The organism is Neorhizobium galegae bv. orientalis str. HAMBI 540, from assembly GCF_000731315.1.
GTDB classification, from domain to species: Bacteria; Pseudomonadota; Alphaproteobacteria; order Rhizobiales; family Rhizobiaceae; genus Neorhizobium; species Neorhizobium galegae.
Map to the genome: position 1 here is coordinate 2,869,572 of NZ_HG938353.1, position 22,069 is coordinate 2,891,640.

The 22,069-nt window shown below is 62.0% G+C and carries 20 protein-coding genes; 13 read left to right on the forward strand and 7 right to left on the reverse strand.

Translation table 11 applies throughout. The annotated features are described in order from the left end of the window. Positions 1-28: 28 nt before the first annotated feature. From treZ to RG540_RS14305, 5 genes are all read left to right on the forward strand, one after another. Entirely contained in the window at positions 29-1,840 is a 1,812-nt protein-coding gene (gene treZ, locus RG540_RS14285) for a malto-oligosyltrehalose trehalohydrolase (RefSeq protein WP_038593834.1), read from the forward strand. Beyond that, positions 1,837-4,380: a malto-oligosyltrehalose synthase gene (treY, locus tag RG540_RS14290; RefSeq protein WP_038589094.1), complete on the forward strand. Its 2,544-nt coding sequence runs from the start codon at positions 1,837-1,839 to the stop codon at positions 4,378-4,380. The genes treZ and treY overlap by 4 nt, the downstream gene beginning before the upstream one ends. A 60-nt stretch (positions 4,381-4,440) precedes the next feature. Beyond that, positions 4,441-4,710: a hypothetical protein gene (locus RG540_RS14295; protein WP_157884621.1), complete on the forward strand. Its 270-nt coding sequence runs from the start codon at positions 4,441-4,443 to the stop codon at positions 4,708-4,710. Between the two features lie 116 nt (positions 4,711-4,826). After that, positions 4,827-6,155: an NAD(P)/FAD-dependent oxidoreductase gene (locus RG540_RS14300; RefSeq protein ID WP_080724944.1), complete on the forward strand. Its 1,329-nt coding sequence runs from the start codon at positions 4,827-4,829 to the stop codon at positions 6,153-6,155. Beyond that, complete coding sequence (locus RG540_RS14305) at positions 6,152-6,436, forward strand: hypothetical protein (RefSeq protein ID WP_038544725.1); 285 nt, start codon at positions 6,152-6,154, stop codon at positions 6,434-6,436. Before RG540_RS14300 ends, RG540_RS14305 begins: the two co-directional genes overlap by 4 nt. 72 nt (positions 6,437-6,508) lie before the next feature. Here RG540_RS14305 and RG540_RS14310 read toward each other — a convergent pair whose 3' ends face one another. From RG540_RS14310 to RG540_RS14320, 3 genes are all read right to left on the reverse strand, one after another. After that, positions 6,509-7,366, reverse strand: coding sequence for an SDR family oxidoreductase (locus tag RG540_RS14310; RefSeq protein ID WP_038589099.1), 858 nt, complete (start codon positions 7,364-7,366; stop codon positions 6,509-6,511). Between the two features lie 123 nt (positions 7,367-7,489). After that, positions 7,490-7,738 carry a hypothetical protein gene (locus RG540_RS14315; protein WP_038589101.1) on the reverse strand — a complete coding sequence of 83 codons (249 nt, stop codon included), beginning with the start codon at positions 7,736-7,738 and terminating at the stop codon, positions 7,490-7,492. Positions 7,739-7,839: 101 nt separating this feature from the next. After that, on the reverse strand, positions 7,840-8,253 hold the full coding sequence (locus RG540_RS14320; RefSeq protein ID WP_038544730.1) for a DUF983 domain-containing protein: 414 nt from the start codon (positions 8,251-8,253) through the stop codon (positions 7,840-7,842). 204 nt (positions 8,254-8,457) lie between these two features. On the opposite strand from RG540_RS14320, the gene RG540_RS14325 reads away from it, so the two are divergent. Then, the gene (locus RG540_RS14325) at positions 8,458-9,312 is read left to right on the forward strand and encodes a glycerophosphodiester phosphodiesterase (protein WP_038589103.1); all 855 of its coding nucleotides are present in this window, start codon (positions 8,458-8,460) and stop codon (positions 9,310-9,312) included. Positions 9,313-9,318: 6 nt separating this feature from the next. Here RG540_RS14325 and RG540_RS14330 read toward each other — a convergent pair whose 3' ends face one another. Next, positions 9,319-9,621 carry a hypothetical protein gene (locus RG540_RS14330; protein WP_038589106.1) on the reverse strand — a complete coding sequence of 101 codons (303 nt, stop codon included), beginning with the start codon at positions 9,619-9,621 and terminating at the stop codon, positions 9,319-9,321. A 155-nt stretch (positions 9,622-9,776) separates the two neighbouring features. Between RG540_RS14330 and RG540_RS14335 the strand changes: the two genes are divergently transcribed. The 7 genes from RG540_RS14335 (at position 9,777) to RG540_RS14365 (ending at position 18,463) form a co-directional block, all read left to right on the forward strand. After that, positions 9,777-11,147: an amidase gene (locus RG540_RS14335; RefSeq protein ID WP_407668827.1), complete on the forward strand. Its 1,371-nt coding sequence runs from the start codon at positions 9,777-9,779 to the stop codon at positions 11,145-11,147. A 226-nt stretch (positions 11,148-11,373) separates the two neighbouring features. Further along, positions 11,374-12,150 (forward strand): SDR family NAD(P)-dependent oxidoreductase, encoded by a 777-nt coding sequence (locus RG540_RS14340; protein WP_038589111.1) that lies wholly within the window; start codon positions 11,374-11,376, stop codon positions 12,148-12,150. Positions 12,151-12,271: 121 nt separating this feature from the next. Next, entirely contained in the window at positions 12,272-13,339 is a 1,068-nt protein-coding gene (locus RG540_RS14345) for an LLM class flavin-dependent oxidoreductase (protein WP_038593840.1), read from the forward strand. A gap of 399 nt (positions 13,340-13,738) precedes the next feature. Next, positions 13,739-14,290, forward strand: coding sequence for a helix-turn-helix domain-containing protein (locus RG540_RS14350; protein ID WP_080724945.1), 552 nt, complete (start codon positions 13,739-13,741; stop codon positions 14,288-14,290). 365 nt (positions 14,291-14,655) lie between these two features. Then, positions 14,656-17,256: an autotransporter family protein gene (locus RG540_RS14355; protein WP_244446566.1), complete on the forward strand. Its 2,601-nt coding sequence runs from the start codon at positions 14,656-14,658 to the stop codon at positions 17,254-17,256. A 56-nt stretch (positions 17,257-17,312) separates the two neighbouring features. Continuing rightward, entirely contained in the window at positions 17,313-17,531 is a 219-nt protein-coding gene (locus RG540_RS14360) for a hypothetical protein (RefSeq protein WP_038589113.1), read from the forward strand. Between the two features lie 173 nt (positions 17,532-17,704). Beyond that, on the forward strand, positions 17,705-18,463 hold the full coding sequence (locus tag RG540_RS14365) for a GGDEF domain-containing protein (RefSeq protein WP_038589115.1): 759 nt from the start codon (positions 17,705-17,707) through the stop codon (positions 18,461-18,463). 60 nt (positions 18,464-18,523) lie between these two features. Here RG540_RS14365 and RG540_RS14370 read toward each other — a convergent pair whose 3' ends face one another. Genes RG540_RS14370 through RG540_RS14380 form a run of 3 tightly spaced genes read right to left on the reverse strand, consistent with a single transcriptional unit; the run spans position 18,524 to position 22,058 of the window. Further along, positions 18,524-19,630, reverse strand: coding sequence for a hypothetical protein (locus RG540_RS14370; RefSeq protein WP_051909633.1), 1,107 nt, complete (start codon positions 19,628-19,630; stop codon positions 18,524-18,526). 22 nt (positions 19,631-19,652) lie between these two features. Further along, positions 19,653-20,825, reverse strand: a complete 1,173-nt coding sequence (locus RG540_RS14375) for a polysaccharide pyruvyl transferase family protein (RefSeq protein WP_038589117.1) — start codon at positions 20,823-20,825, stop codon at positions 19,653-19,655. Between the two features lie 54 nt (positions 20,826-20,879). Next, positions 20,880-22,058, reverse strand: a complete 1,179-nt coding sequence (locus RG540_RS14380) for a polysaccharide pyruvyl transferase family protein (protein ID WP_038589119.1) — start codon at positions 22,056-22,058, stop codon at positions 20,880-20,882. Positions 22,059-22,069: the final 11 nt, after the last annotated feature.

Genomic DNA, 22,069 nt, shown 5'->3' on the forward strand with positions numbered 1-22,069 from the left:
GGTCTCTCTCAACCAGGGGCTCGACAGCATGCCGGAATTGAATGCCGTTACCGAGTTTCGCGCGTTTCCAAAGACATGGGGAGCCGAATATGTCGCCGCCGGCGAGGTGCGGTTCCGGCTCTGGGCACCCGGCCAGGAGACCGTGACGCTGAGGCTGAACGGCGAAGATACCGAGATGAGCCGCAGCGACGACGGCTGGTTCGAGTTGCTCGCCACCGGCATCACCCCCGGCGCCGAATATGCCTATGTCCTTGCCGATGGCATGGTGGTGCCCGATCCCGCCTCGCGCGGCCAGAAGGACAGCGTCAGCGGGCCGTCGCTGGTGATCGACCCGACCAGCTACACCTGGCAGCATCCGGAATGGCAGGGCCGGCCCTGGGAAGAAACGGTCGTATACGAAATCCATATCGGCACATTTACGGAAGAAGGCACCTTCCGCGCCGCGATCGACAAGTTGCCCCATCTCGCAGACCTCGGGATCACCATGATCGAGGTCATGCCGGTCGCCCATTTCGGCGGAAACCGAGGCTGGGGTTATGACGGCGTGCTCCTCTATGCGCCTCACGCCGCCTATGGCCCGCCGGAGGATTTCAAGGCCTTCATCGATGCCGCCCACGGTCATGGGCTGACGGTGGTGCTCGATATCGTGCTCAACCATTTCGGCCCGGACGGTAATTACCTGCCGCTTCTGGCACCCGCCTTCTTCCACAGGCAAAAGATGACGCCCTGGGGCGCGGCGATCGCCTATGACGTCGAGCCGGTGCGGCGCTACATCACCGAATGTGCGCTCTACTGGCTGGAGGAATTCCACCTCGACGGATTGCGTTTCGACGCCATCGACCAGATCAACGACCCGTCCGAAAAACACGTGCTGATCGAGGTCGCCGAGCGCATCCGCGCCGAAATCCCCGAGCGCGCCATCCATCTAACGACGGAGGACGCCCGCAACGTCACTTTCCTGCATCCACGCGACGAGGACGGCAAGGCACCGCTCTTCACCGCCGAATGGAACGACGACCTCCACAACGCCGTCCATGTCTTCGCGACCGGCGAGACGCATGCCTACTACAAGGACTTCGCCAGGGAGCCGGAAAAGCTGGTGGCGAGGGCGCTCGCCGAAGGTTTTGCCTATCAGGGCGAGGTCTCGCCGCAGACCCGCAGAAAACGCGGTGTTTCGAGCCTGGATCAGCCCCCGGTCGCCTTCGTGGATTTCATCCAGAACCACGACCAGATCGGCAACCGCGCCGAGGGCGAAAGGCTGATCGAACTCGCCGGCGCTGACAAAGTGAAGCCGCTGCTCGCCATGCTTCTCCTCTCGCCGCATATCCCACTCCTCTTCATGGGCGAGGAATATGGAGAGACCAACCCCTTCCTGTTCTTCACCGATTTCCATGGCGATCTCGCGAAAGCCGTACGCGACGGCCGCCGCAAGGAATTCGAAGGCCATGCCGGCCACGGGGGAGAGACCGTCCCCGATCCGAATGCCAGGAAGACTTTCGACGTCTGTAAGCTCGACTGGAAGAAGCTGAAATCGGCGGACAGCAAGGACTGGCTGGAGTTTACTAAGGCGCTTCTGAAGCTGCGGCAGGATATCGTCGTTCCCGTGCTCGGCTCCGCGCGCGGTCACTCGGGCAAGGTGCTGAAGACCGACAAGGGCTTCCTCGCCGTCTCCTGGATTTTCCCGAAAGGCACGCTTTCAATGGCGCTCAACCTCGGCGAAAAAGCGCAGGCGCTGCCGGACATGCCAGGCAAGATGATTTTCGCGTGGCCGGAACAGACGAAGGACCTGCCCCCCAATTCCGTGCTCGCCCGTTTCGAAGCAGTCGGAGACGCCGCATGATGATCCCGACTGCCACCTACCGCATCCAGTTCCGCAACGGCATGACCTTCGATCGGGCGAGCAGCCTGGTGCCTTATCTGAAGCGGCTCGGCATCAGCCACCTCTACGCCTCGCCGATCTTTACGGCCACGACCGGTTCCACCCACGGCTACGACGTGACCGACGCCAACGAGATCGACCCAGCGATCGGCGGCCGCGACGGTTTCGAGCACATGGTGAAGGCGTTGAAGGCCGAGGGTCTTGGCCTGCTCCTCGACATCGTCCCCAACCACATGGCCGCATCGCTCGAAAATCCCTGGTGGCGCGATGTCGTCGAGAATGGCGAGAAGAGCAGATATGCGCGCCATTTCGATATCGACTGGACCCGTCGTCTGACGATGCCCTTCCTGGGCGACACGTTCGACAAGGCGCTGGCGGCGGGCGAGCTTGCCGTCAAGGCTGATCCGAAGACCGGCAAGCCGGCGCTCGCCTATTACGACACGCTCTATCCGCTGGCGCCGGCGAGTTATGCCGGCCGCCAAGAGGAGATGCTCAAGTTCGCCGATCGCGCGGCGATTGCCAAACTGCACGACCAGCAGCCCTATCGGCTGATCTCATGGCGGGATGCGCCTCGCGAACTCTCCTATCGCCGTTTCTTCGAGATCACCGGGCTTGCCGGCATGCGGGTGGAGGATGGTACCGTGTTCGACGATACGCACCGGCTGATCCTCGAACTCGTCCATAGCGGCAAGGTCGATGGTCTGCGGGTCGATCATGTCGACGGTCTTGCCGACCCGAAAGCCTATCTCGAACGCCTGCGGCACGAGGCCGGGCCGGACTGCTACATCACCGTCGAAAAGATTCTTGGCGAGGGCGAGCAGGTCCCGACCGACTGGCCGATCTCCGGCACGACCGGTTACGAGTTCATCGCAGCCGTCAGCGATGCGCTGGTCGACGGCCCCAAGCTGGACGAACTGCGTAGCGCATATGAAAAGGCCACCGGTCAGCCGGTCGACATGGCAGCCGAACTGCGGGCAGCAAAGCTATTGATGGCCGACAACAATTTCGCCGGCGAGGTCTCGACGCTGCTCAATATCGCCATGCAGATCCAGCCTACGGAGGACCGCGAATCCGCTCTGTCGGAAGCAGCCGTGAAGTCAGCGCTGCGGGAACTGCTCGTCGCCTTCCCGGTCTACCGCACCTATGGCACCAGGCAGGGCATTCCGCCCGAGGGCCGGGAGATGCTGGCAAAAGTTCTCGACAACGTGCGCAACGGCCCGAACCCGCCGGAGGATGCGGCGCTCGCCTTCCTCGAACGCATCATGGTCGGCGATGTCGAGCAGGCGGCAGCCGGCAGCGCCTCGATCTTCCGCACCCGGTTCCAGCAACTCACCGGTCCGCTGATGGCGAAATCCGTGGAAGATACGCTGTTCTTCCGGCAGCATATGGCGCTGGCGCTGAACGAGGTCGGTGCTGAGCCCCTGCCCCGCAGCTTCTCGCTCGATCGCTTCCACGCGGAAATGCAGACGCGGCTGGAAAGGCAGCCCGACGCGCTGTCCGGCACCTCGACCCACGATACCAAGCGCGGCGAGGATGCACGCGCCCGGCTCTACGCGATCACCGAAGCACCCGAACTCTGGGCCGATGGCGTGGATCGCTGGCGCAGGATCAACAGCCACGCCGTCCGAACGCTGGACGACGGCCCCGCGCCGGAACCTGCGGTCGAATGGATGCTCTACCAAGCGCTCGCCGGCGCCTGGCCGAACGATCTCCACGCGGAAGACGCGGCAGGCCTCAAGGCGTTGGAGACGCGTTTCCTCGGCTATGTCGAAAAGGCACTGCGCGAGGCGAAGCTGCGCACCAATTGGGGCGATCCAAATGAGACATACGAGAAGGCGGTCCTGGAGTACGCCCGCACGCTTCTGTCACCCAGCAACCAGGCTTTTCTCACGGACTTCGCGGACACGCTGCGCCCCTTTATCCGCGCCGGCCTGGTGAATGGCATCACCCAGACGATCATAAAGCTGATGGCGCCGGGCGTACCCGACATCTACCAAGGAAGCGAAGGCCTCGACCTCAGTCTCGTCGATCCTGACAACCGCCGCGAGCCGGATTTCGACACGCTGCAGCAGCGCCTGACGGAGAGGGAAAAGCTTGCCTCCACCGATGAGGAGGAATGGCAGAGCGGCCGGCTGAAACAGCATGTCATCGCCACCCTGCTGCGCGTTCGCCAGGAGGCACCGACCTTATTTCGGCGGGGGGAATATCTGCCTCTCGGAGCGTCGGGCAAGCGCGCCGACAACGTCATAGCCTTCGCCCGCGCCGACATGGACGACGCCTTCATCGTCATCGCCCCGCGGCTGGTGTTCAGCGCGCTGCATGCGAGCCTTGCTCCGTCTCGGTCCGAACGTTGGGCGGAAACGGAAATAATTCTCCCCGAAAGGCTGGGACACCGCCGCTATCGCGATGTCTGCACCGGCAAGCTGGTCGACCCCAAGGATCGCATCGCCGTCAACTGGGCGTTTGGCGACCACCCCTTCGTGCTTCTGCTGGCGGAATAGTGCCGCTACGTCAAAAGAGCCTCACAAAGACAAGGCGCCGATCCTTAAGCGGACGGCGCCTTGTCGGTATCCTTCAGCCTTGCTTCTCACCGATCAGCCTATGCCGATGAAGGACAGGACGGCGAGAACGATGACGACGGCTCCAACGAGCCATACGATGCTGTTCATGACTGTCTCCTTTTCAAGTCGATACCGGTGGAAGCAAGGCCTCCGATTGGATTCATTGAAAAATCAAGCAAACCCCACGAGATTAAGCACAGCGATGACGATGACGACCGCGCCGACCAACCAAACGATGCTGTTCATGACTTTCTCCTTTTGATGTCGTGAAATTGAACGGCGACAGGCGTAAAAGGTTCCGGCGAAACATGCCTGGAACAAACGGGCCTGACGTGGGTTGAACGAACGTCTAGCGGGGTCCTGCCCCGCCAAAAGGGTGGGGCAATATGGCCGATGAAACTTTGCAGAACGGCATGACGGGCGGAGAAACAAAACCACCACGCGTCGTCATCGTCGGCGCCGGTTTCGGCGGGCTGGCGACTGCTGGAGCGCTCGGCAACAGCCCTATCGACGTGACCGTCATCGACCGGCGCAACCACAATCTTTTCCAGCCGCTCCTGTATCAGGTCGCGACCGCAGCCCTGTCTCCCGCCGACATATCGGAGCCGATCCGCCGCACGCTGGGGCGTTTCAAGAACATCAACGTCATGCTGGCAGAAGTCACCGGCGTCGAGGCAGTTGGCAAAACCGTGACGCTTGATAACGGCACGTCGGTTCCTTACGACCGCCTCGTCATCGCCACCGGCTCGGACTACAATTATTTCGGCCATGACGACTGGCGAGCCTGGGCGCCGGGACTGAAGACCATTCACGAGGCACGGCTGATCCGCCAGCGGCTGCTGCTCGCCTTCGAGAAGGCCGAGCTTTCCCACGATCCGGAAGAAAAGAAGGCGCTGCTCACCAGCGTCATCATCGGCGGTGGTCCGACCGGTGTCGAAATGGCCGGCGCGATTGCCGAGCTTGGCCATTTCATGATCACCCGCGATTTCCGCAAGCTCGAGCCGGATCACATGCGGGTCATCCTCATCGAAGCCGGCCCGAAGATCCTCGCCACCTTTCCCGACAACCTCACCCAATACGCCCTGAAGGCCCTGGAAAAGGCCGGCGTCGAGGTGATGACCAATCTGGCCGTGGAATCCGTCACCAAGGACGAGGTCATCGCCGGCTCGCAGCGTTTCCGCACCAGCTGCGTCATCTGGGGTGCGGGCGTCAAAGCCTCGCCCTCGGCCAGATGGCTCGGCATCGAAGGCAAGGCGGGCGGGCGCATTCCGGTCGAACCGGACCTCTCCATCACCGGCTTTCCGGATATTTTTGCGATCGGCGATACGGCGCTGGGCCTCGCCGAAGACGGCAAGCCGCTGCCTGCCCTTGCCCAGGTCGCCAAGCAGCAGGGCCAGTATCTCGGCAAGGCGCTGCGAGCAAAACTTCTCGACGGCAAGCCGGCCGAGCCGTTCCGCTTCCACAATCGGGGCAACACCGCCGTCATCGGCCGTGATGCGGCGATCTTCGACTTCGGCAAGTGGACGCTGAAGGGCCGCCTCGCCTGGTTCCTCTGGGCGCTCGTCCATGTCTACCTGCTCGTCAATTTTGAAAAACGCCTGCTGGTTAGCGTACAATGGATCTGGCGTTACCTGACCCAGCAGCGCGGAGCGCGGCTGATCGATGAAAACGCCGCCACATCGGTTCCGTCTTCCACGCAAAGGACAGAGACATGAACACCGCCAATCCGCAGCTCGAAGGCCTCTATCTCGCCGTTGCCGCGATCAACCGGCTTCTGGTCGAAAAGGGTGTCGTCTCCCACGCCGACATTCAGAGCGCCCTACAGGCGGCCGAACGCACCGTGCTTGCCGACGACAAGCCCCTCGCAGTCTCGACGTCCCATCAGAAGGCGATCGCATTTCCGATCCGGCTGCTGCTTCTGGCAAACGAAGCGAATGAGCAAGGCACCAAGTTCTGTTTCGAGGATCTGGCCCGGGAAGTGGGCCGCCGCACTTAAGAAAATGAACCCGCCAAACATGAACGGCGGCGTGAGCCACGCCGCCGCTGTTGTCGTGGGAGGAGAGCTTAACTACAGGATGGGCTTGCCGCCGGTGACGGCGATCGTCGTACCTGAAACGTAGCTGGAGAGCGGATCGGCGAGCATCACATAGGCCGTCGCAAGCTCGGCCGGCTGGCCGGGACGTTTCATCGGTACCTGTTTGCCGAATTCCTTCACCCGGTCCTCAGTCATCGTGGAGGGGATGAGCGGCGTCCAGATCGGCCCGGGCGCGACCGCATTGGCGCGTATGCCCTTTTCGGCCAGCAGCTGTGCGAGACCTGCCGTGAAATTCTGGATGGCGCCCTTGGTGGTCGCATAGGCAAGCAGCGTCGGGTTCGGAGTGTCAGAATTGATCGAGGCCGTGTTGATGATGGCGCTACCCGGCTTCATGTGGGGAACCGCCGCCTTGGTGAGATAGAACATCGCATGGATGTTGACCTGGAAGGTCAGTTCCCATTCCTCGTCGCTGATGTCGCCGATGTCGGAAAACGTGGCCTGATGAGCAGCGTTGTTGACGAGGATATCGATCCCGCCGAACTCCTGGACCGCCTTGTCGATGATCGCCCGGCAATGCGCCGCGGTCTTGATATCGCCCGGTACCAGCACCGCCTTGCGGCCGGCCTCCTCGACGAGGCGCTTGGTATCCTCGGCATCCTCGTCTTCGTCCAGATAGGAAATCAAAAGATCGGCGCCCTCGCGCGCATAAGCGATCGCCACGGCCCGGCCGATGCCGCTGTCGCCGCCTGTGATCACCGCCTTCTTGCCGGCCAGCCGGCCGGAACCGCGGTAGGAGAGCTCGCCGTGATCCGGCACCGGATCCATGCGCCCGGTAAAGCCCGGCATCGGCTGCTGCTGTTCGGGAAACGGCGGAGTGGGATACTGGGCCATCAAGATCTTCCTTGTTGTCGAGGGTAGCGAACTGATCGCCCCAACTGACCTCGACTGGAGATGTTCCCGATCAAAATGCACATTCAAAAAAAGGATAAATCGCGATACAACGCGCCTTCCGGCTCACGCCCCAGGGGTGATTGCTCCGTCGCCCCGCCGCAGGCGTTTCAGCTGATTGACGATCCGGAGGGAGCTTGCGGCCCGTGCCGCCGAGGAATCCGAGCTCTTCGACAGGATCCGCAACATGTCCTCCGCCTCGTCTGCAGAGATGGTGCCCCGGGCAGCCAGACCGTCGATCAGCATGAGCATCGCCCCCTCGACCGCGAGCGACCTTCGGCGCGTTTCCATTTCGATTTCATCGGCATCGGACATTGCAGGCTCCTTGAACTGTCACCTGCCGAATGGTTTGGGAAGAAGAATGTTCCTCATCTTCCGGCTCGGTTTTAACGCGAGCCCAGAAGTCCTTCCGTCGGTCAGCCGCCGTTCTCGCCGTCAACAGGCGATGATGGCCCCCGGTCGACCTTGCCAGGGCCAGCCTTGTAAAAATACTGGCTCGCCACCAGCCAGCCCTTCAGCGGCCGCATCGGCGCAAGGCAGGTGAGGAGCAAGAAAGGAAGCGAGATCAGCAGATGCACCCAGAATGGCGGCTGAAAACTGGTCTCGATCCAGACCGCAAGCGCTATGCTCGGAATGCAGCCGAAGCACATCACGAAAAAGGCGGGACCGTCTCCGGGGTCGGCGAAGGAATAATCGAGGCCGCAGACCTCGCAAGCCGGCCGCATCGACAGGAACCCGTTGAACAGATGTCCCTGGCCGCAACGCGGGCAACGGCCGCGCGGGCCGGTGCTATAGGGAGGAAGAGGCGCCCAGTTCGCGTCATGGGACATGGAAATCTGCCTTTCGTGACAGGAGTCAAATGTGTTTTCCGGATACTTATCCGGCAGACCTCTATAACAAGCCGTTCCCTGCCGGGCGCAATCTCGGCTTTTGAGGCTCGGCACGAAACTTCTGTTATCGATCTATGGCAGGCAGCTCCAAAACAATAGTCTGGCGTCGATCGAATCGCTGCCCTTCACCTTAGACGGAGTTTCATGGCTTCAGAATTTTCAGGCCTCGGCATCGCCCATCAGGGTCGTTTCACCCGACTGAAGTGGCATCGCCTGCGCCGCAGCTTCAACGATCCGCTGTTTTCCGCCGGCGTCATGGCTGAGGGTTTTCGCCTTGGAGCATCGAGCGAACTCGATCTGCGCGTCCGCGCCGACGGCGGTTTCGTCGTGCTGCACGACGAGGAACTCGAAGGTGAAACCACCGGTCACGGCCTCATCCGTGAGGCTTTGCCTGAAACTATCCGTGGCTTGACACTTTTACAGGGCGGCCATCCGCCGATCCTCAGTGAGGATCTCGCGACAATGCTTCAAACGGCTCATCCGGACGCCCTGCTGCAGTTCGACATGAAAGACGGACTTGAGGTGATCGGCGCACGCGGCATGGATCATCTCGCCGATCATTTCGGCAATGCCGGCTCATCGATCATCGTCAGCGGCGCCGATCTCGATCTGATCGTCGCCATCAAGCAGAGGTTGCCAGGCATCAAGCGCGGCATCGACCCGACCGGCAAGCTCGTGGAGATCTATCGCCATCAGGGCCTGAAGGCCGTCGAAACGGATCTCCGCGCCGATATCGCCGGCCCGACCGAGCCGGACACTATCTATCTGCACTGGCCGCTGGTGCTGCAGGCCGCCAAAGACGGGCTCGACCTGATCGGCCTTTGCCACGATGCCGGCAGGCTCGTCGATGCCTGGACCTTCAACCTCAAGAACCCGGACGCCGGTTTCGACGAGGCCGAAGCCCGCAGCTTCTCCACCCTGATGGCGCTGAAGGCCGACCAGATCACCACCGACGAACCGGTCGCCACGGAACGTGCCTGGGCGGCCGTCTCCGGTTGAAGTTCATCAATCGTCCAAGCCGAACGGATCGCGAAACACCCGCCGGCTTACCAGCTTCAGGCTGCGGTCCGGCTGGATGATGTAATTTTCCTCGACCCGCTGGCCGAGCTCGTTGCGGAACTCGTGCGGTACGACGCTGCCGATCGGCGACTTGGTGAGCTTGGTGCGTGGCTGGCCACGATAGGTGATGCTGCCGGGGATCGGCCGGATGCCCGGACCGATGTCGATTGCTCCGGTGGTTCCGCCGCCGTCCGTGCTGCAGCCGGCGAGCGCGATCACGAGACCGGTTATGGCAATGATGTTTCTCATGGGCTGATCCTTCCCGATGTCCCGCTGACGCGGTGGACTCACTGAACTTCGCGGATATGCGGGAGGTTCCATACCACCCGGCGAGCCGATAAATCCTCTACCCATCGCCAAAATATCCGATACATCTGTGGGCCGCCAGTAACGCAATGAGGAGAATGACAGCCGTGACGAGAACCTTTGGAGCGATGTCGATCGCCGAGCTTTCCGCGCTCATCCAGATGGGCAAGGTCGATCCGATCGAGGTCACGGAATCGGTCCTCTCAGGTATCAAGGCCTATCCCGACAAGGCCGTGTTCATCTCGCTGCTCGAGGACCGCGCCCTCGCGGAAGCGCAAGGCTCCTCCAAGCGCCTCAAGGAAGGCCGCTCGCTCGGCCTGCTCGATGGAATTCCGATTGCCTGGAAGGACCTCTTCGACATCGAGGGCCTGCCGACCACCGCCGGCTCGAAAGTGCTGAAGAAGGCCGCTCCTGCGACAAAGGACGCCGCCATCGTCGACCTCCTGAAACAGGCCGGCATGGTCGCGGTCGGCCGCACCAACATGAGCGAATTCGCCTTTTCCGGCATCGGCATCAATCCGAATTACGGCACGCCGCACAATCCGCATGGCAAGGATGCGCCACGCATTCCCGGCGGTTCCTCTTCCGGTTCCGGCGTCGCGGTCGCAGCTGGCCTCGTGCCTGTCGCGATGGGCACCGATACCGGCGGCTCGATCCGCATCCCGGCGGGCTTCAACGGCATCGTCGGTTACAAGGCGACCCGAGGCCGCTATGCGATGAACGGCGTCTATCCGCTGGCAACCAGCCTCGATTCGCTCGGCCCGCTATGCCGCACGGTGCAGGATGCGGTCTGGGTGGATGCCGCAATGCGCGGGCTCACAGTTCCGCAGACGGCCCGCCAACCGGCTCGACCGCTCGATATCGTCATCCCCACCAATATCGTTTTTGACGGTGCCGAGCCGGGCGTGGTGGCCGCCTTCGAAGCGGCGATCGAGCGCCTTGCAAAGGCCGGAGCCAGGATCACCCGCCTCGCCTTCCCGACCTTTGACGAACTTCCGAAGCTGATGGTGAAATACGGTCCGATGGTCACCGCCGAAGCCTTCGCCCTGCATCGGGAGAAGCTGTCGGGTCCGGATGCGGAGGAGATGGACCACCGTGTCGTCGCCCGCACCCGCCTCGGCGAAAAGACCAGCCTGTCCGATTATATCGCCATCGTCGAAAACCGCGCCCGGATGATCGCCGAGACCGAAGCACTGATCGGCGACCGCTTCGTCGCCATGCCGTCGGTCGCCCATGTGGCTCCGCAGATCGCGCCACTCTTAAAGGACGACGAGCTGTTCTTTGCCACCAACGGCAAGACACTGCGCAATACCGGCTTTGGCAACTTCCTGGACTGGTGCGGCGTATCGATCCCCTGCGGCAGCGGCGATGCCGGCATGCCGGTCGGCTTCCTCCTGTCGGCCAATGCCAATTGCGATGAAACACTGCTGCAGGCCGCCATGGCTTATGAGGAGACCATTCGCGGGTAGGAATGGCAGGGCGAGCAATGGCGCCGGATCATCTTCCGGCAGACATCGGCCTGCCGGCAAAGCCGCGAAAGTGCGCGCAGGCTCATCGCATAGAAGAGTTGTCTCCCTGCGCAGCGAACTAAGGAACCGTTTCCCCGTAACCGGGATCGCGGCAGTTGCCTTTTGCTTGTTCCAATATCCTCGAGAGCCTAGCCTCTCCCCTGGATTTTCAGGAAAGCGGCATACCATGCAACTCGATTTGAACGGCAAGACGGCATTGATCACGGGCGGCTCCAAAGGCATCGGCCTTGCCTGCGCCCAATCTCTCCTGTCCGAAGGCGCACGCGTCGTCATCTGTTCGCGTTCCCAGGAAAATATCGATACGGCTCTGGCAAAACTGCCCGGCGCAATCGGCTTTGCGGCGGATCTGATATCCGAAAACGAAGCGCTGTCGCTTGTCGACAAGATCGAAGCTGACGTGGGAGCGCTGGATATTCTCGTCAACTGCGCGGGAGCTGCGCGCCGCACGCCACCCCAGGACCTCAGCCCGGCCCACTGGCGTGCCGCGATGGACGCCAAATATTTCTCCTACATCAACGTCATAGACCCCGTGGTCAAACGAATGGCGGCCCGCCGGGCGGGTGTGATCGTCAATGTCATCGGCGGCGGCGGCAAGGTCGCATCACCGATCCACCTTCCGGGCGGGGCCGCCAACGCGGCGCTGATGCTGGCGACCGTCGGCCTTGCAAACGCCTATGCCGCCAGCGGGTTGCGGATCGTCGGCATCAATCCCGGCAATACCGAAACGGAACGGGTAACCGAGGGCCTTCGGGCAGAGGCGGCACTCCACGGCATTAGCGAACAGGCGGCGCTCGAAAAGCTGGTCCAGCGCATCCCCCTCGGCCGCATGGCGACGCCCGAGGAGATCGCCAACGTCGTCACCTTCCTGAGTTCGTCGAAGGCAAGCTACGTCACCGGTGTCGTGATCGGCATGGATGGCGCCCTCAACCCGATCGTCGTCTGACGGAACCTCTCCGACTCCGGCCGGCGTACACCGGTGGGCTGAGGGTCACGTCGATGGGCTGCGACCGCGATGCCTTCCACTCACTTCCCTATTTCAGCCATTAGAGATGCAGGTCGATAACATGAGCAATTCCGAGTTCCTCTGGTATATCCCGAACGATGTCAAAGCCGGCCATCGCGGCGATTCCTCAACCGAGAACCACAACAGCCTGGAGACGCTGACCAGCCACGCCAAGGCGCTGGAGGAGCACGGCTGGAAGGGCGCGCTCGTCGGTACCGGCTGGGGCCGGCCGGATACGTTCACCATCGCGACCGCCCTTGTCGCCCGCACCACCACCTTCGAGCCGCTGATCGCCATCCGCCCGGGTTATTGGCGGCCGGCGAACTTCGCCTCGGCCGCGGCCACGCTCGACCACCTGAGCGGCGGCCGGGTGCGGGTCAACATCGTCTCGGGCCAGGATAACCTCGCCGCCTATGGCGACAGCGAGGGCGATCAGGCGCATCGTTATGCCCGTACAAAGGAATTCATGCGGCTGGTCCGCCGGCTGTGGACCGAGGAGAACGTCACGTTCAAGGGCGAACATTTCCAGGTCACCGGTTCCACGATCGAGCCTCGCCTCCAACCCCGCGACGATCGCAAGCACCCGAAACTCTATTTCGGCGGCGCTTCCGACGCCGCCGAGCGGGTAGCCGCGACGGAAGCCGATATCCAGCTCTTCTGGGGCGAACCGCTCGATGGCGTGCGGGAAAGGATCGAACGGCTGAAGGCGCTGAGCAGGCAGCTCGACCGCGACCTTCCTCCGCTTCAATTCGGGCTTCGGATCACCACCCTCGTCCGCGACACGACCGAACAGGCCTGGGCCGATGCCGAGGCGAAGGTCGCCGAGATGGCCAAGGGCAAGGCCGGCAACTGGAACGACCACGGAAAGCCGGTCGCCGTTGGCCAGCGGCGGCTGCTCGAACTGCACGAGCGCGGCGATGTCCTCGACGACAACCTCTACACGGCGCCCGGCAAATTCGGCGGCGGCGGCGCCGGCACCACCTGGCTCGTCGGCTCGGCCGAGGACGTCGCCCGTTCGCTGCGCAAATACGAGGATCTCGGCATCACCCATTTCGTGCTCTCCGACACGCCTTATCTCCAGGAGATCAAGCGGCAGGGCGACCAGCTGCTTCCGCTTTTGCACCGCTGACGCGAAACGCCGGTTTATTGCGGAACCGGTCGGTCTCTCCTCCGCCGTCAGGCCTCCAGACCAGCGTTATCTCACCGAAGACGACGGGCATTCTTCGACTGAACCGCCGTCGTCACTTCACCGACGGCCAAAGAAAGCAACAACTCCGGAGCCATCATCCCCGAGCTTTTTTGATGTGCGCGGGGCAGGCACGCACGCTTCTGAAGGTGGCAAGACAATTTCCGTGCGTCCCGGTCATACCTTTGGATAGGGGGAACAGTCCCCTTGTCCAATAGTCTCACCGCCTGCCTCGGCGTTAAAATTCTGATCATTGATACGAGCAGAGGGGCATCCTCCAGTCGCCCCCTTCGATGTCGCGCCGACCGAGATCAAGCACACTTGCAGTGAAGGAGACTTAGGATGCACTCCCAACAGCCCGCGAAGGCACAGTCCGCCACCCCCTCGACAAGGCGCGACGACGTTTCAAGGTTTTGGGCGTCCGAGATCGACCTTGAAGGACTTGTCAGCAGGCCGGCAATGGGCGATCCGGACCACTTCGGATCCGATCCGGCGCTCCGCCAGATCGCCGCCGGCGGCCTCACTCCCTGGCAGATGCGCAATGTGCAGACCTATGTCGACATGTATCTCCGCTCGACGGTCCGCATCGAGGCCCTGGCAACTCTCTGCAACGTGAGCAGCGGCCACTTCCAGCGGGCCTTCAAAGCAAGCCTTGGCGAGACACCGCACAAATACGTCACCCGCATGCGCATGGAAACGGCCTGCCGGATGATGACCGACACCAACGAACCGCTCTGCCAGATCGCCCTGGAATGCGGCATGACCGACCAGGCGCATCTCACCAACAGTTTCCGCCGCCTGTACGGAATTGCCCCGAATGCATGGCGAAAACAGATGCTGCGTGAAAGGCCCGGACAGGTCAGCCGCGAGCCCGTCACTATCCCCCTGAACTGACCGAAATCATTCGAATCTGCGGCGGCATGGCTGCCAAGACCGATCGGCCATCGCCCTGGCTGATGACAACCTCCGCGACCATACGGCAAGCCAACGCCGGTCACAGCTTTGCTGTGCCGATAGCTGCCGACCGGCACAATCATAGCCCCCCGAAGACCACCGCAACCTGCGGCAAGTGGCCGATGACTGCCGCAAAACCATAAGCGGTCCTCCTAGTGGATAATTAACGCCCTTCCTTCAGGACCCCCCTTTTTTGAGGGGTAAATCATAATTTCTTAACATTTGTCTTTTCTTATCAAGCAGATGCGAATCTTGATCAAATTATCCGCAATCAATTTTTGAGTGTATTTTACGGGGGCTACATTATGCGGACTGGCTGTGGGTTTCACGGAACCAGGAAACAGACCCTGCTTTCGGGTGTCTGCGGGACGGCGCTCCTTCTGGGCTTCTGCCTCGCAATGCCGGTTGCGGCCCACGCTGTTGACTGGCACGGGTTGACGAGCAGTGACTGGACGGACGGGAGCAACTGGGCAGGCGGCAGTGCGCCCGGCGTTGGCCAGGTCGCCAACATCAGCACCGGGGGTGCACCCGGGGTTACACCCGTCGTCCTCGGCGTCACAGGGCCGGCCAACGTTACGGTCGGGACGGTAACCGTTGGACAGGGGGGACCAGTGCCCGGCATCCTGACGATCCAGAATGGCAGCACCCTGACTAGCACTGGTACTTCCCGGCTGGGCGGAGCAGGGGGAACCACCGGTATCGCCACCATCACCGGACCAGGATCACAATGGACTGCAACAGGCACTTTTTATATCGGATTTCTTAGTAGGGGCATCCTCAACATTGGGAATGGCGGGCAATTCAACGCGGTCACCACAGTCCTAGGTAACATCGCCGGCTCTTCCGGCACACTCAATATCAGCAGCGGCGGGATACTGCAGACCCAATCCTTTCGGGGCGGTGCCGGCACCAGACAGGCCAATTTCGACGACGGCATTCTGCGCGCGACGGCCGCCAACGCGACCTTCATAAGCCTATTTTCCGGCACCGAACTCAACCTTCTCGCCGGCGGGCTGACGATCGATACCGCCGGCTTTGCCGTGGGAACCGACGCGGCGTCGGGCTTCAGTGGCATCGGCGGCCTGACCGTCACCGGGGGCGGCATTTTCAACCTGCAGGCAAACAGCATCTACTCGGGCGAGACGCAGATCGACTTCGGCAGCAGCCTCGCCCTGACCGGCGCCGGCGCCGTCGCAAATTCCAGCCGGGTTGTGGCAGACGGCGCCTTTAACGTTTCGGCAGCCACGGCTCCGGCCATCCAGAGCCTGGCCGGTAGCGGCACCGTGGTGCTTGGGGCGCAAACCCTGACGATCACCAATGGCAACGACACGTTCGCCGGCGTCATCGGCGGCACGGGCGGTCTGACGGTCACCGGCGGCAGCCAGACGCTTTCGGGCGTCAACACCTATACCGGCGTGACGACGGTGAGCGGTGGCCGGCTGGCCGTCAACGGCTCGATCACCAGCCCGGTCGCAACCTCTGGGGCCGGCATTCTCGGCGGCACCGGCACGATCTTCGGCGATGTGACCAATGCCGGCGTGGTGGCGCCCGGCAATTCGATCGGCACGCTGACCATCGCCGGCAACTACACCGGCACGGGCGGCACGCTGGAAGTCGAGGCCGTGCTCGGCGGGGATGCCTCGCCGACCGACCTCCTCGTGGTGACTGGCAATACCGCAGGCACCACGAACGTCAAGGTTATCAACCTCGGCGGCGGTGGCGCGCAAACCGCCGAGGGCATCAAGATCGTCGATGTCGGGGGCACGTCCGCCGGCTCATTTTCGCTGCTCGGCGACTATGTGTTCGAGGGGGATCAGGCCGTGGTCGGCGGAGCCTATGCCTATCGGCTCTACCAGGGCGCGGTCAGCACGCCTGCCGACGGCGACTGGTATCTGCGTTCGGCCCTGCTCAATCCCGCAGGCGCCGCGATCGGCGTGGTCTATGCGCCGGGCGTGCCGCTCTACGAGAGCTATGCCGGCGTGCTGCAGAGCCTCAACGAATTCGGCACGCTGCGCCAGCGCACCGGCGGGCGGACGATTGACGAGCCGCAGGCCGAGAACGATCCCGCCAAGGCGATCTGGACCCGCATCGACGGCACGCATGCGCATTTCAATCCGAGGACGTCGACGACCGGCACCGAATACGATGTGGACACCTGGACGATGCAGGCGGGCCTCGACGGAATGCTGCGTGAAAGCGCCGCCGGCTCGCTGATCGGTGGCGTCAGTTTTCACTTCGATACGGCCTCTGCGGACGTCTCCTCGCGCTTCGGCAAGGGCAACATCGATACGACGGGCTATGGTTTCGACGGCACCTTGACCTGGTATGGCAATAGCGGCTTCTATGTCGACAGTCAGGCTGCCTTGACCTGGTATGACAGCGACCTCAGATCCTCGACCCTTAACGCCACGCTCGCCAACGGCAACGATGGCTTCGGTTATGGCCTGAGCGTGGAAGCCGGACAGAAGATCGCCCTGACGCGCCAGTGGTCGCTGACACCGCAGGCGCAACTGGCCTATTCCTCCGTGCGCTTCGACCGTTTCACCGACGCCTATGGCGCCGTCGTCTCGCTGGACGATGCCGACAGCCTGACCGGCCGCCTCGGCATCTCGGCCGATTACGATAGCGACTGGAAGGACGCCACCGGACAGATCAGCCGCGCGAAGTTCTACGGCATCGCCAATCTCTATTACGACTTTCTCGACGGCTCGAACGCCGATGTCTCCGGGGTCAGCGTCGCCAGCGAAAACCGATCACTCTGGGGCGGCCTCAGCCTGGGCGGCTCGCGCAGCTGGTCCGACGACCGATATGCTGTCTACGCGGAAGCCTTCGCTCGTACCAGCCTCAAGGACTTCGGCGGTAGCAACGCCATCGGCGCCAAAGTCGGGTTCAGCGTGAAGTGGTAGTGTGATAGGTCCTGTCTCGACCGGGGTGGCAGCATCCCCCATCACAGGAGAATATCATGGCCCAGGAACATCTGGATGCGGTAGAAGCGGCAATCGAAAACCTCGTGAAGCGCAGGCGCGAGCTCGTCGCCGCCCTTGTCTCCAGCATCACGCAGACCCAGACTGACGAACTTTTGCGGGCGCAAAGCGCCCTGGAAGCGCTCTACCGTGCAAAGGCTGACGAACAGCAGCGGATGCCCTCCATCCAGGAAACCGGCGGCATCAAGGAAATCTGAACCAATGCATGCTCTGCGCCAACGGCATCGGCGATAGGCCTCCCAAGCCAGTGATCCGGTTGACCGTGGCGATCAAATTCTTCGTACCCTGTTAAAATACCATAGGATTTATTCACCAGGTATTTCACGGAATATCTCAAAGATAGAGACCACCGCAAAAGCTCCGCCAACCGATGACCCCGTATTCCCGTTTTCGCCAAGCTTTAGTCATACCGCATATCAAGACGGCAATGCTCCGCACCCTCGCGGCTGCGATTGGAGCGATCGCGATTGTTTGGGTATTGAGCCTGCTTGTTCCCCAACGTCCGTTCTGGGTGGAACTGACAGCCGTGGCGTTGATAGCGGCGGCTGTTACATTTCCGCTTCAACTGGCGCTTTATCTGCGTAACGAAGCGCTTCGTAATACCCAAGAAGAACTTCGGCATGCGCTCGGTCGTGCCCCCGTCACAGGCACGATGCGCGCCGGCGAATTTGCGAATTCGGTCGAGCATGCGATAGAACGCAGGCGCATAAGCAGCACGGAAAGCTCCGATGGCGTCTTGCTCGTTCTCAGGATTGATGATTTCGATGCGATCGATCGCCGTTACGGTCCACAATGGGCTGATACGCTGCTTCAATCGATGGTCCGGATCATATATTCTTCCGTGCGCCATGGCGATCTTGTCGCCCGCCTTGCCTCAGACGAACTCGGCATCTATCTGCCCGGCACGACACTGGAAAATGCCGGCAACATCTGCGAGCGTATCCGCAGGCAGGTAAAGGAAACCACGTTCACAGCCGGACAGGAGCGCCAGATATCGGTGACGGTGCGGCTTGGCGGCACCAGGGTCGAGCACCAAACCGACTTTCAGGCGCTGCGTGAGGCTGCCAACCAGGCCGCCATCGCGGAGGAAGAAGCCGGCTCACCCCTATTCCGGGAGCGGTTCTCTTGAACGGGAAACTCTAGCGGCTGCCGCGCATATCCGGTCTTCCGATCATAAGGTCGAATTTTCCTATCTCGCGTCACCGTTTCCCGTTTTCGTGGCCGCGACGCCGGCCGGGCTTAAGGCGCCGCAACGCCAGACGCTATAGACCGGTTGGGTGTCCCAGTCATAATATAAGGCCGCTCTCAGCCTTCCTTCGTCCATCAGCTCTTCAAAGCTGCGGCGCACCGCACGAACCGCCACTTCCCGTTGGCGATCGTCGACCGGGCAGGAAAGTGCGGTGTTGGCAATGCCCCATTCGGTCACCCAGCACGGCTTGCCCTCCCCTTCAGGCCGGCAGAAGTTGAGAAGCTTTCTGACATAGCGTGTCAGCGCCGCATCGTCCTTGCGTCCCGGATAGAGATGAATTCCATAGCCATCGACCAGCGCGTCGATACCCCGCTCTCGCAGGAGTGAAATGAATTCACCGGGGTCGAGCCGTTCCATGCCCCGGCTATCGGCCTCGCCGGTGCCCACATCGGAAAGTCCGGCCGAAATCAGCAGCGCATCGCGGCTGTGGACCGTCGCTCGCAACTCCTCCCGCGTAATGCCAACGGCACCGACATAGGCGTCAAGCCCGCGCCCGAAGGCCGTGCGGTCTGCGACTTCTGAAACGTTGCGCGGCGTCCGTCGCCCGGGCTTTTCGTAGACGACAAGGTCGCCGTTGTAGGCGCTGTAGTTTATCTCGTTTCCGGGCTCGACGGCGTCGATGCGAATGCCCATGCCGTCGATGCGGCGAAGAGCCGAGCGCAACCGCGACCGGTATAGGTCGAGGTCGAGATCCGAAAGCCGCTGAACATCCCAGATGCGGCCGAAACCGGTGCGGGGACGCGCCCCCGGGGGATAATAATCCTTGTTGCCGAGCTGGATCTCGAGAAGGACTTTCAGCCCCAGCCGGTCCGCGATTTCGAGCGCATCGATGCTCCTGTCCACCGGCATCGACAGCGAAAGCCGGACATGGGTGATGCCGCTCGCCGCGATTTCCTTCAGGATGCGCTCCTGGTCGGCACGAGAAAGCCAGGCGAGGTTTACGCGGTTGACGCCGATGCGATCGGTAGGCAGATCGCGCGAGCCCGCCGGCGGCACCTGGGCAAACGCCCAAAACACCGCCAACGCGCAGGCAAGGATCGCGCGCATCCGCACCGCCGCCTTCATCCGCTCAAAGTCCGATCTGCCCCAGAGCACTGCGGAAATTCGCCTCGCAAGCGGAATAGCGGTCGATCACGGCTTGCGTGTCGATCTTGCCGAGGAAGTTGGCGAGATAGGCGCGCTTGTCCGTCTCCCTGTTCCAGGTGGAGGCCTCGATATAAGGGAAGCCGATGAATTCCAGCATCTCCCGCATCCGGTCGTCGACGGCGATCATCAGGGCGGGCGTGCCGGCCTGCATGCCGATGATGCAGCCATGGAAGCGGCGGCCGAAGCAGAGATCTCGCTCCGACATCGCCCCGCGCCACTGGTTCGTATCGAAATAGACCAGCAACTCGTATTTCCGCTGCCATTTCTCCGAATGCTTGTATTCCGTGCCCCCGGTGATGCGCGCACTCGACCGGTCATAGGCGATGTCAGTGTCGCTGCCGGTCAGCGAAAGGTTGTAGGCAACGAGTTCGTCCTGGACAACATAGCTTGCGACGCTGTCGGGCTTGAGCAATGCATGGGCGTCGACAATGGTATCGGCAACGCTGCCAAGATAGCCGCCGAAGGCAATCTTCTGGGCCTCCGCCAGCGCCGGGTTGGCGAGCGCGGTCAGCGAACGTTTCATATCGTTCGGCGAGAAATAGAGTGACGGGCAGCCCGTCGGCTTGACGAACTTCATCCCCTGCTCCCGCAGGAATTCGGCGGTGAAGTAACCTCGCGTGAGGAAGAAACTTTCCTTGTTCCGCAACACGTCCAGGAACTTGAGCGTACCGGCCGGCAGTTGATCCTTGAGACCCTCCTTGCGCTGGATGCCGATGCCCATCACCACGACCGGCATCGTCAGCTTCGCGAAGATTTCCGCCTCCAGATCGGCGGAATAGCCGGGCCGCAGCAGATTGGCGGAGGCGAAGACGCACAGATCGAACTCGCGGTTCACCTGCTCGAAAATCTCGTTCGAGTCCCGATTGTTGGCCAGATGCCAGAACGGCAGATAGGTGACGTTATGACCGCGCAGGCTCTCGGCCGCTCCCTCACCGATCAGGTAGTTACCGGTATTGGCGATCTTCCTGACCTGCGCGATCAGATCCTTTTTTGTCCTCGTCTCGTCGAAATAGGGCCGATGGATAACGGTCGTGCCGGAGACGTCCGCAATCGTCCGCTGCAGATAGGAGGGAATGCCCGTAAGCAAAATACGCATGACTGTCCTCTGAACCGAAGGGTGATGGCCCGCGGGCCCCTGGATAGGGCCTCGCTAGAGACCGATGCCGATTTCGCGAAGCGTGGTGCGGAAGGCGCTCTCGCGATCGGAATACCGGTCGACGAGTTCGCTGGTGTTGAGTTGCGTCAGATGGTCGGCCACGAACTCGGCGCGGTTCTCCGCCTTGTCGACCTCCATGATGTCGACAGCCGGCAGGCCGGTGAAGCCCAGCATCTCGCGCATGCGGTCATCCACCGCCACCATCAGACTGGGTACGGCCGCCTGCATGGCGATGATCGAACCGTGAAAACGCCGGCCGAAATTGAAATCCATCGAGGACGCCCAGCCGCGCCACTGGTTGTTGTCGAAGAAGGTACGAACCTCGAACCGCTGCTTCTCCCGTTCAGTGCCGGGATAAGTCAGATCGCCGATCATCCGGCCCGACGCGGAATCATAGACACGGCCCTCGTCATTGGGCTCCACCTTCATATCGAAGTGAAGGAACTCGTCCTGCACGACATATGGCGGCACGGTATCCTCAGGAGCGAGCGCGTTCGCATCGAGGATCGCGTCCTGATTGCCGCCGAGATAGCCCGAAAAAATGGTCTTCGCCTTGCCGATCTTGACGCTCGGCAGCTTCTTCATCGACCGGCGCATGTTGTCCGGCATGAAATAGACGGAAGGGCAGCCGGTCGGGCGCACGAAGGAGAAGCCCTGATCCTTCAGGAAGCCGGCGGACTCGTAGCCGCGTGTCAGGAAATAGTGCTCTCGTTCCTTCAGGACGGCCAGAAGCCGCTTCGTTCCTTCCGGAAGATTGTTCTCCAGGTCCTTGCGGTTCTGCAACCCGATGCCCAACATGACGATCGGCATGTTGAGCCGGCTGAGGACATCCGCCTCGGCATCCGCGGAAAGCCCCTTGCGCAACAGGTTGGCGCAGGTGAAGACGCAGATATCGAAATTGGCGTTGAACTCATCGAATCCGCTGCCGCTCTTGCTCAGATTGTAGAGATGCCAGAAGGGAACCTGTTTCGCATGCGGAGCGAGCGCCCGCAGGGCGCCTTCGCCGATCAGGTAGTTCCCGGTATTGCTGATGTTGCGCAGCTCCTGCAGGAACTCCTCTTTCGTTTCCGGCTGCTTCTGCCGCTCCGAATAGGAGACGGACGAACCATGGGCGCCATTGGCAAGGCGCGTGTAGTGACCAGGAATACCCGTCACGAGAATTCGCGGACGCATTCGACAAGACC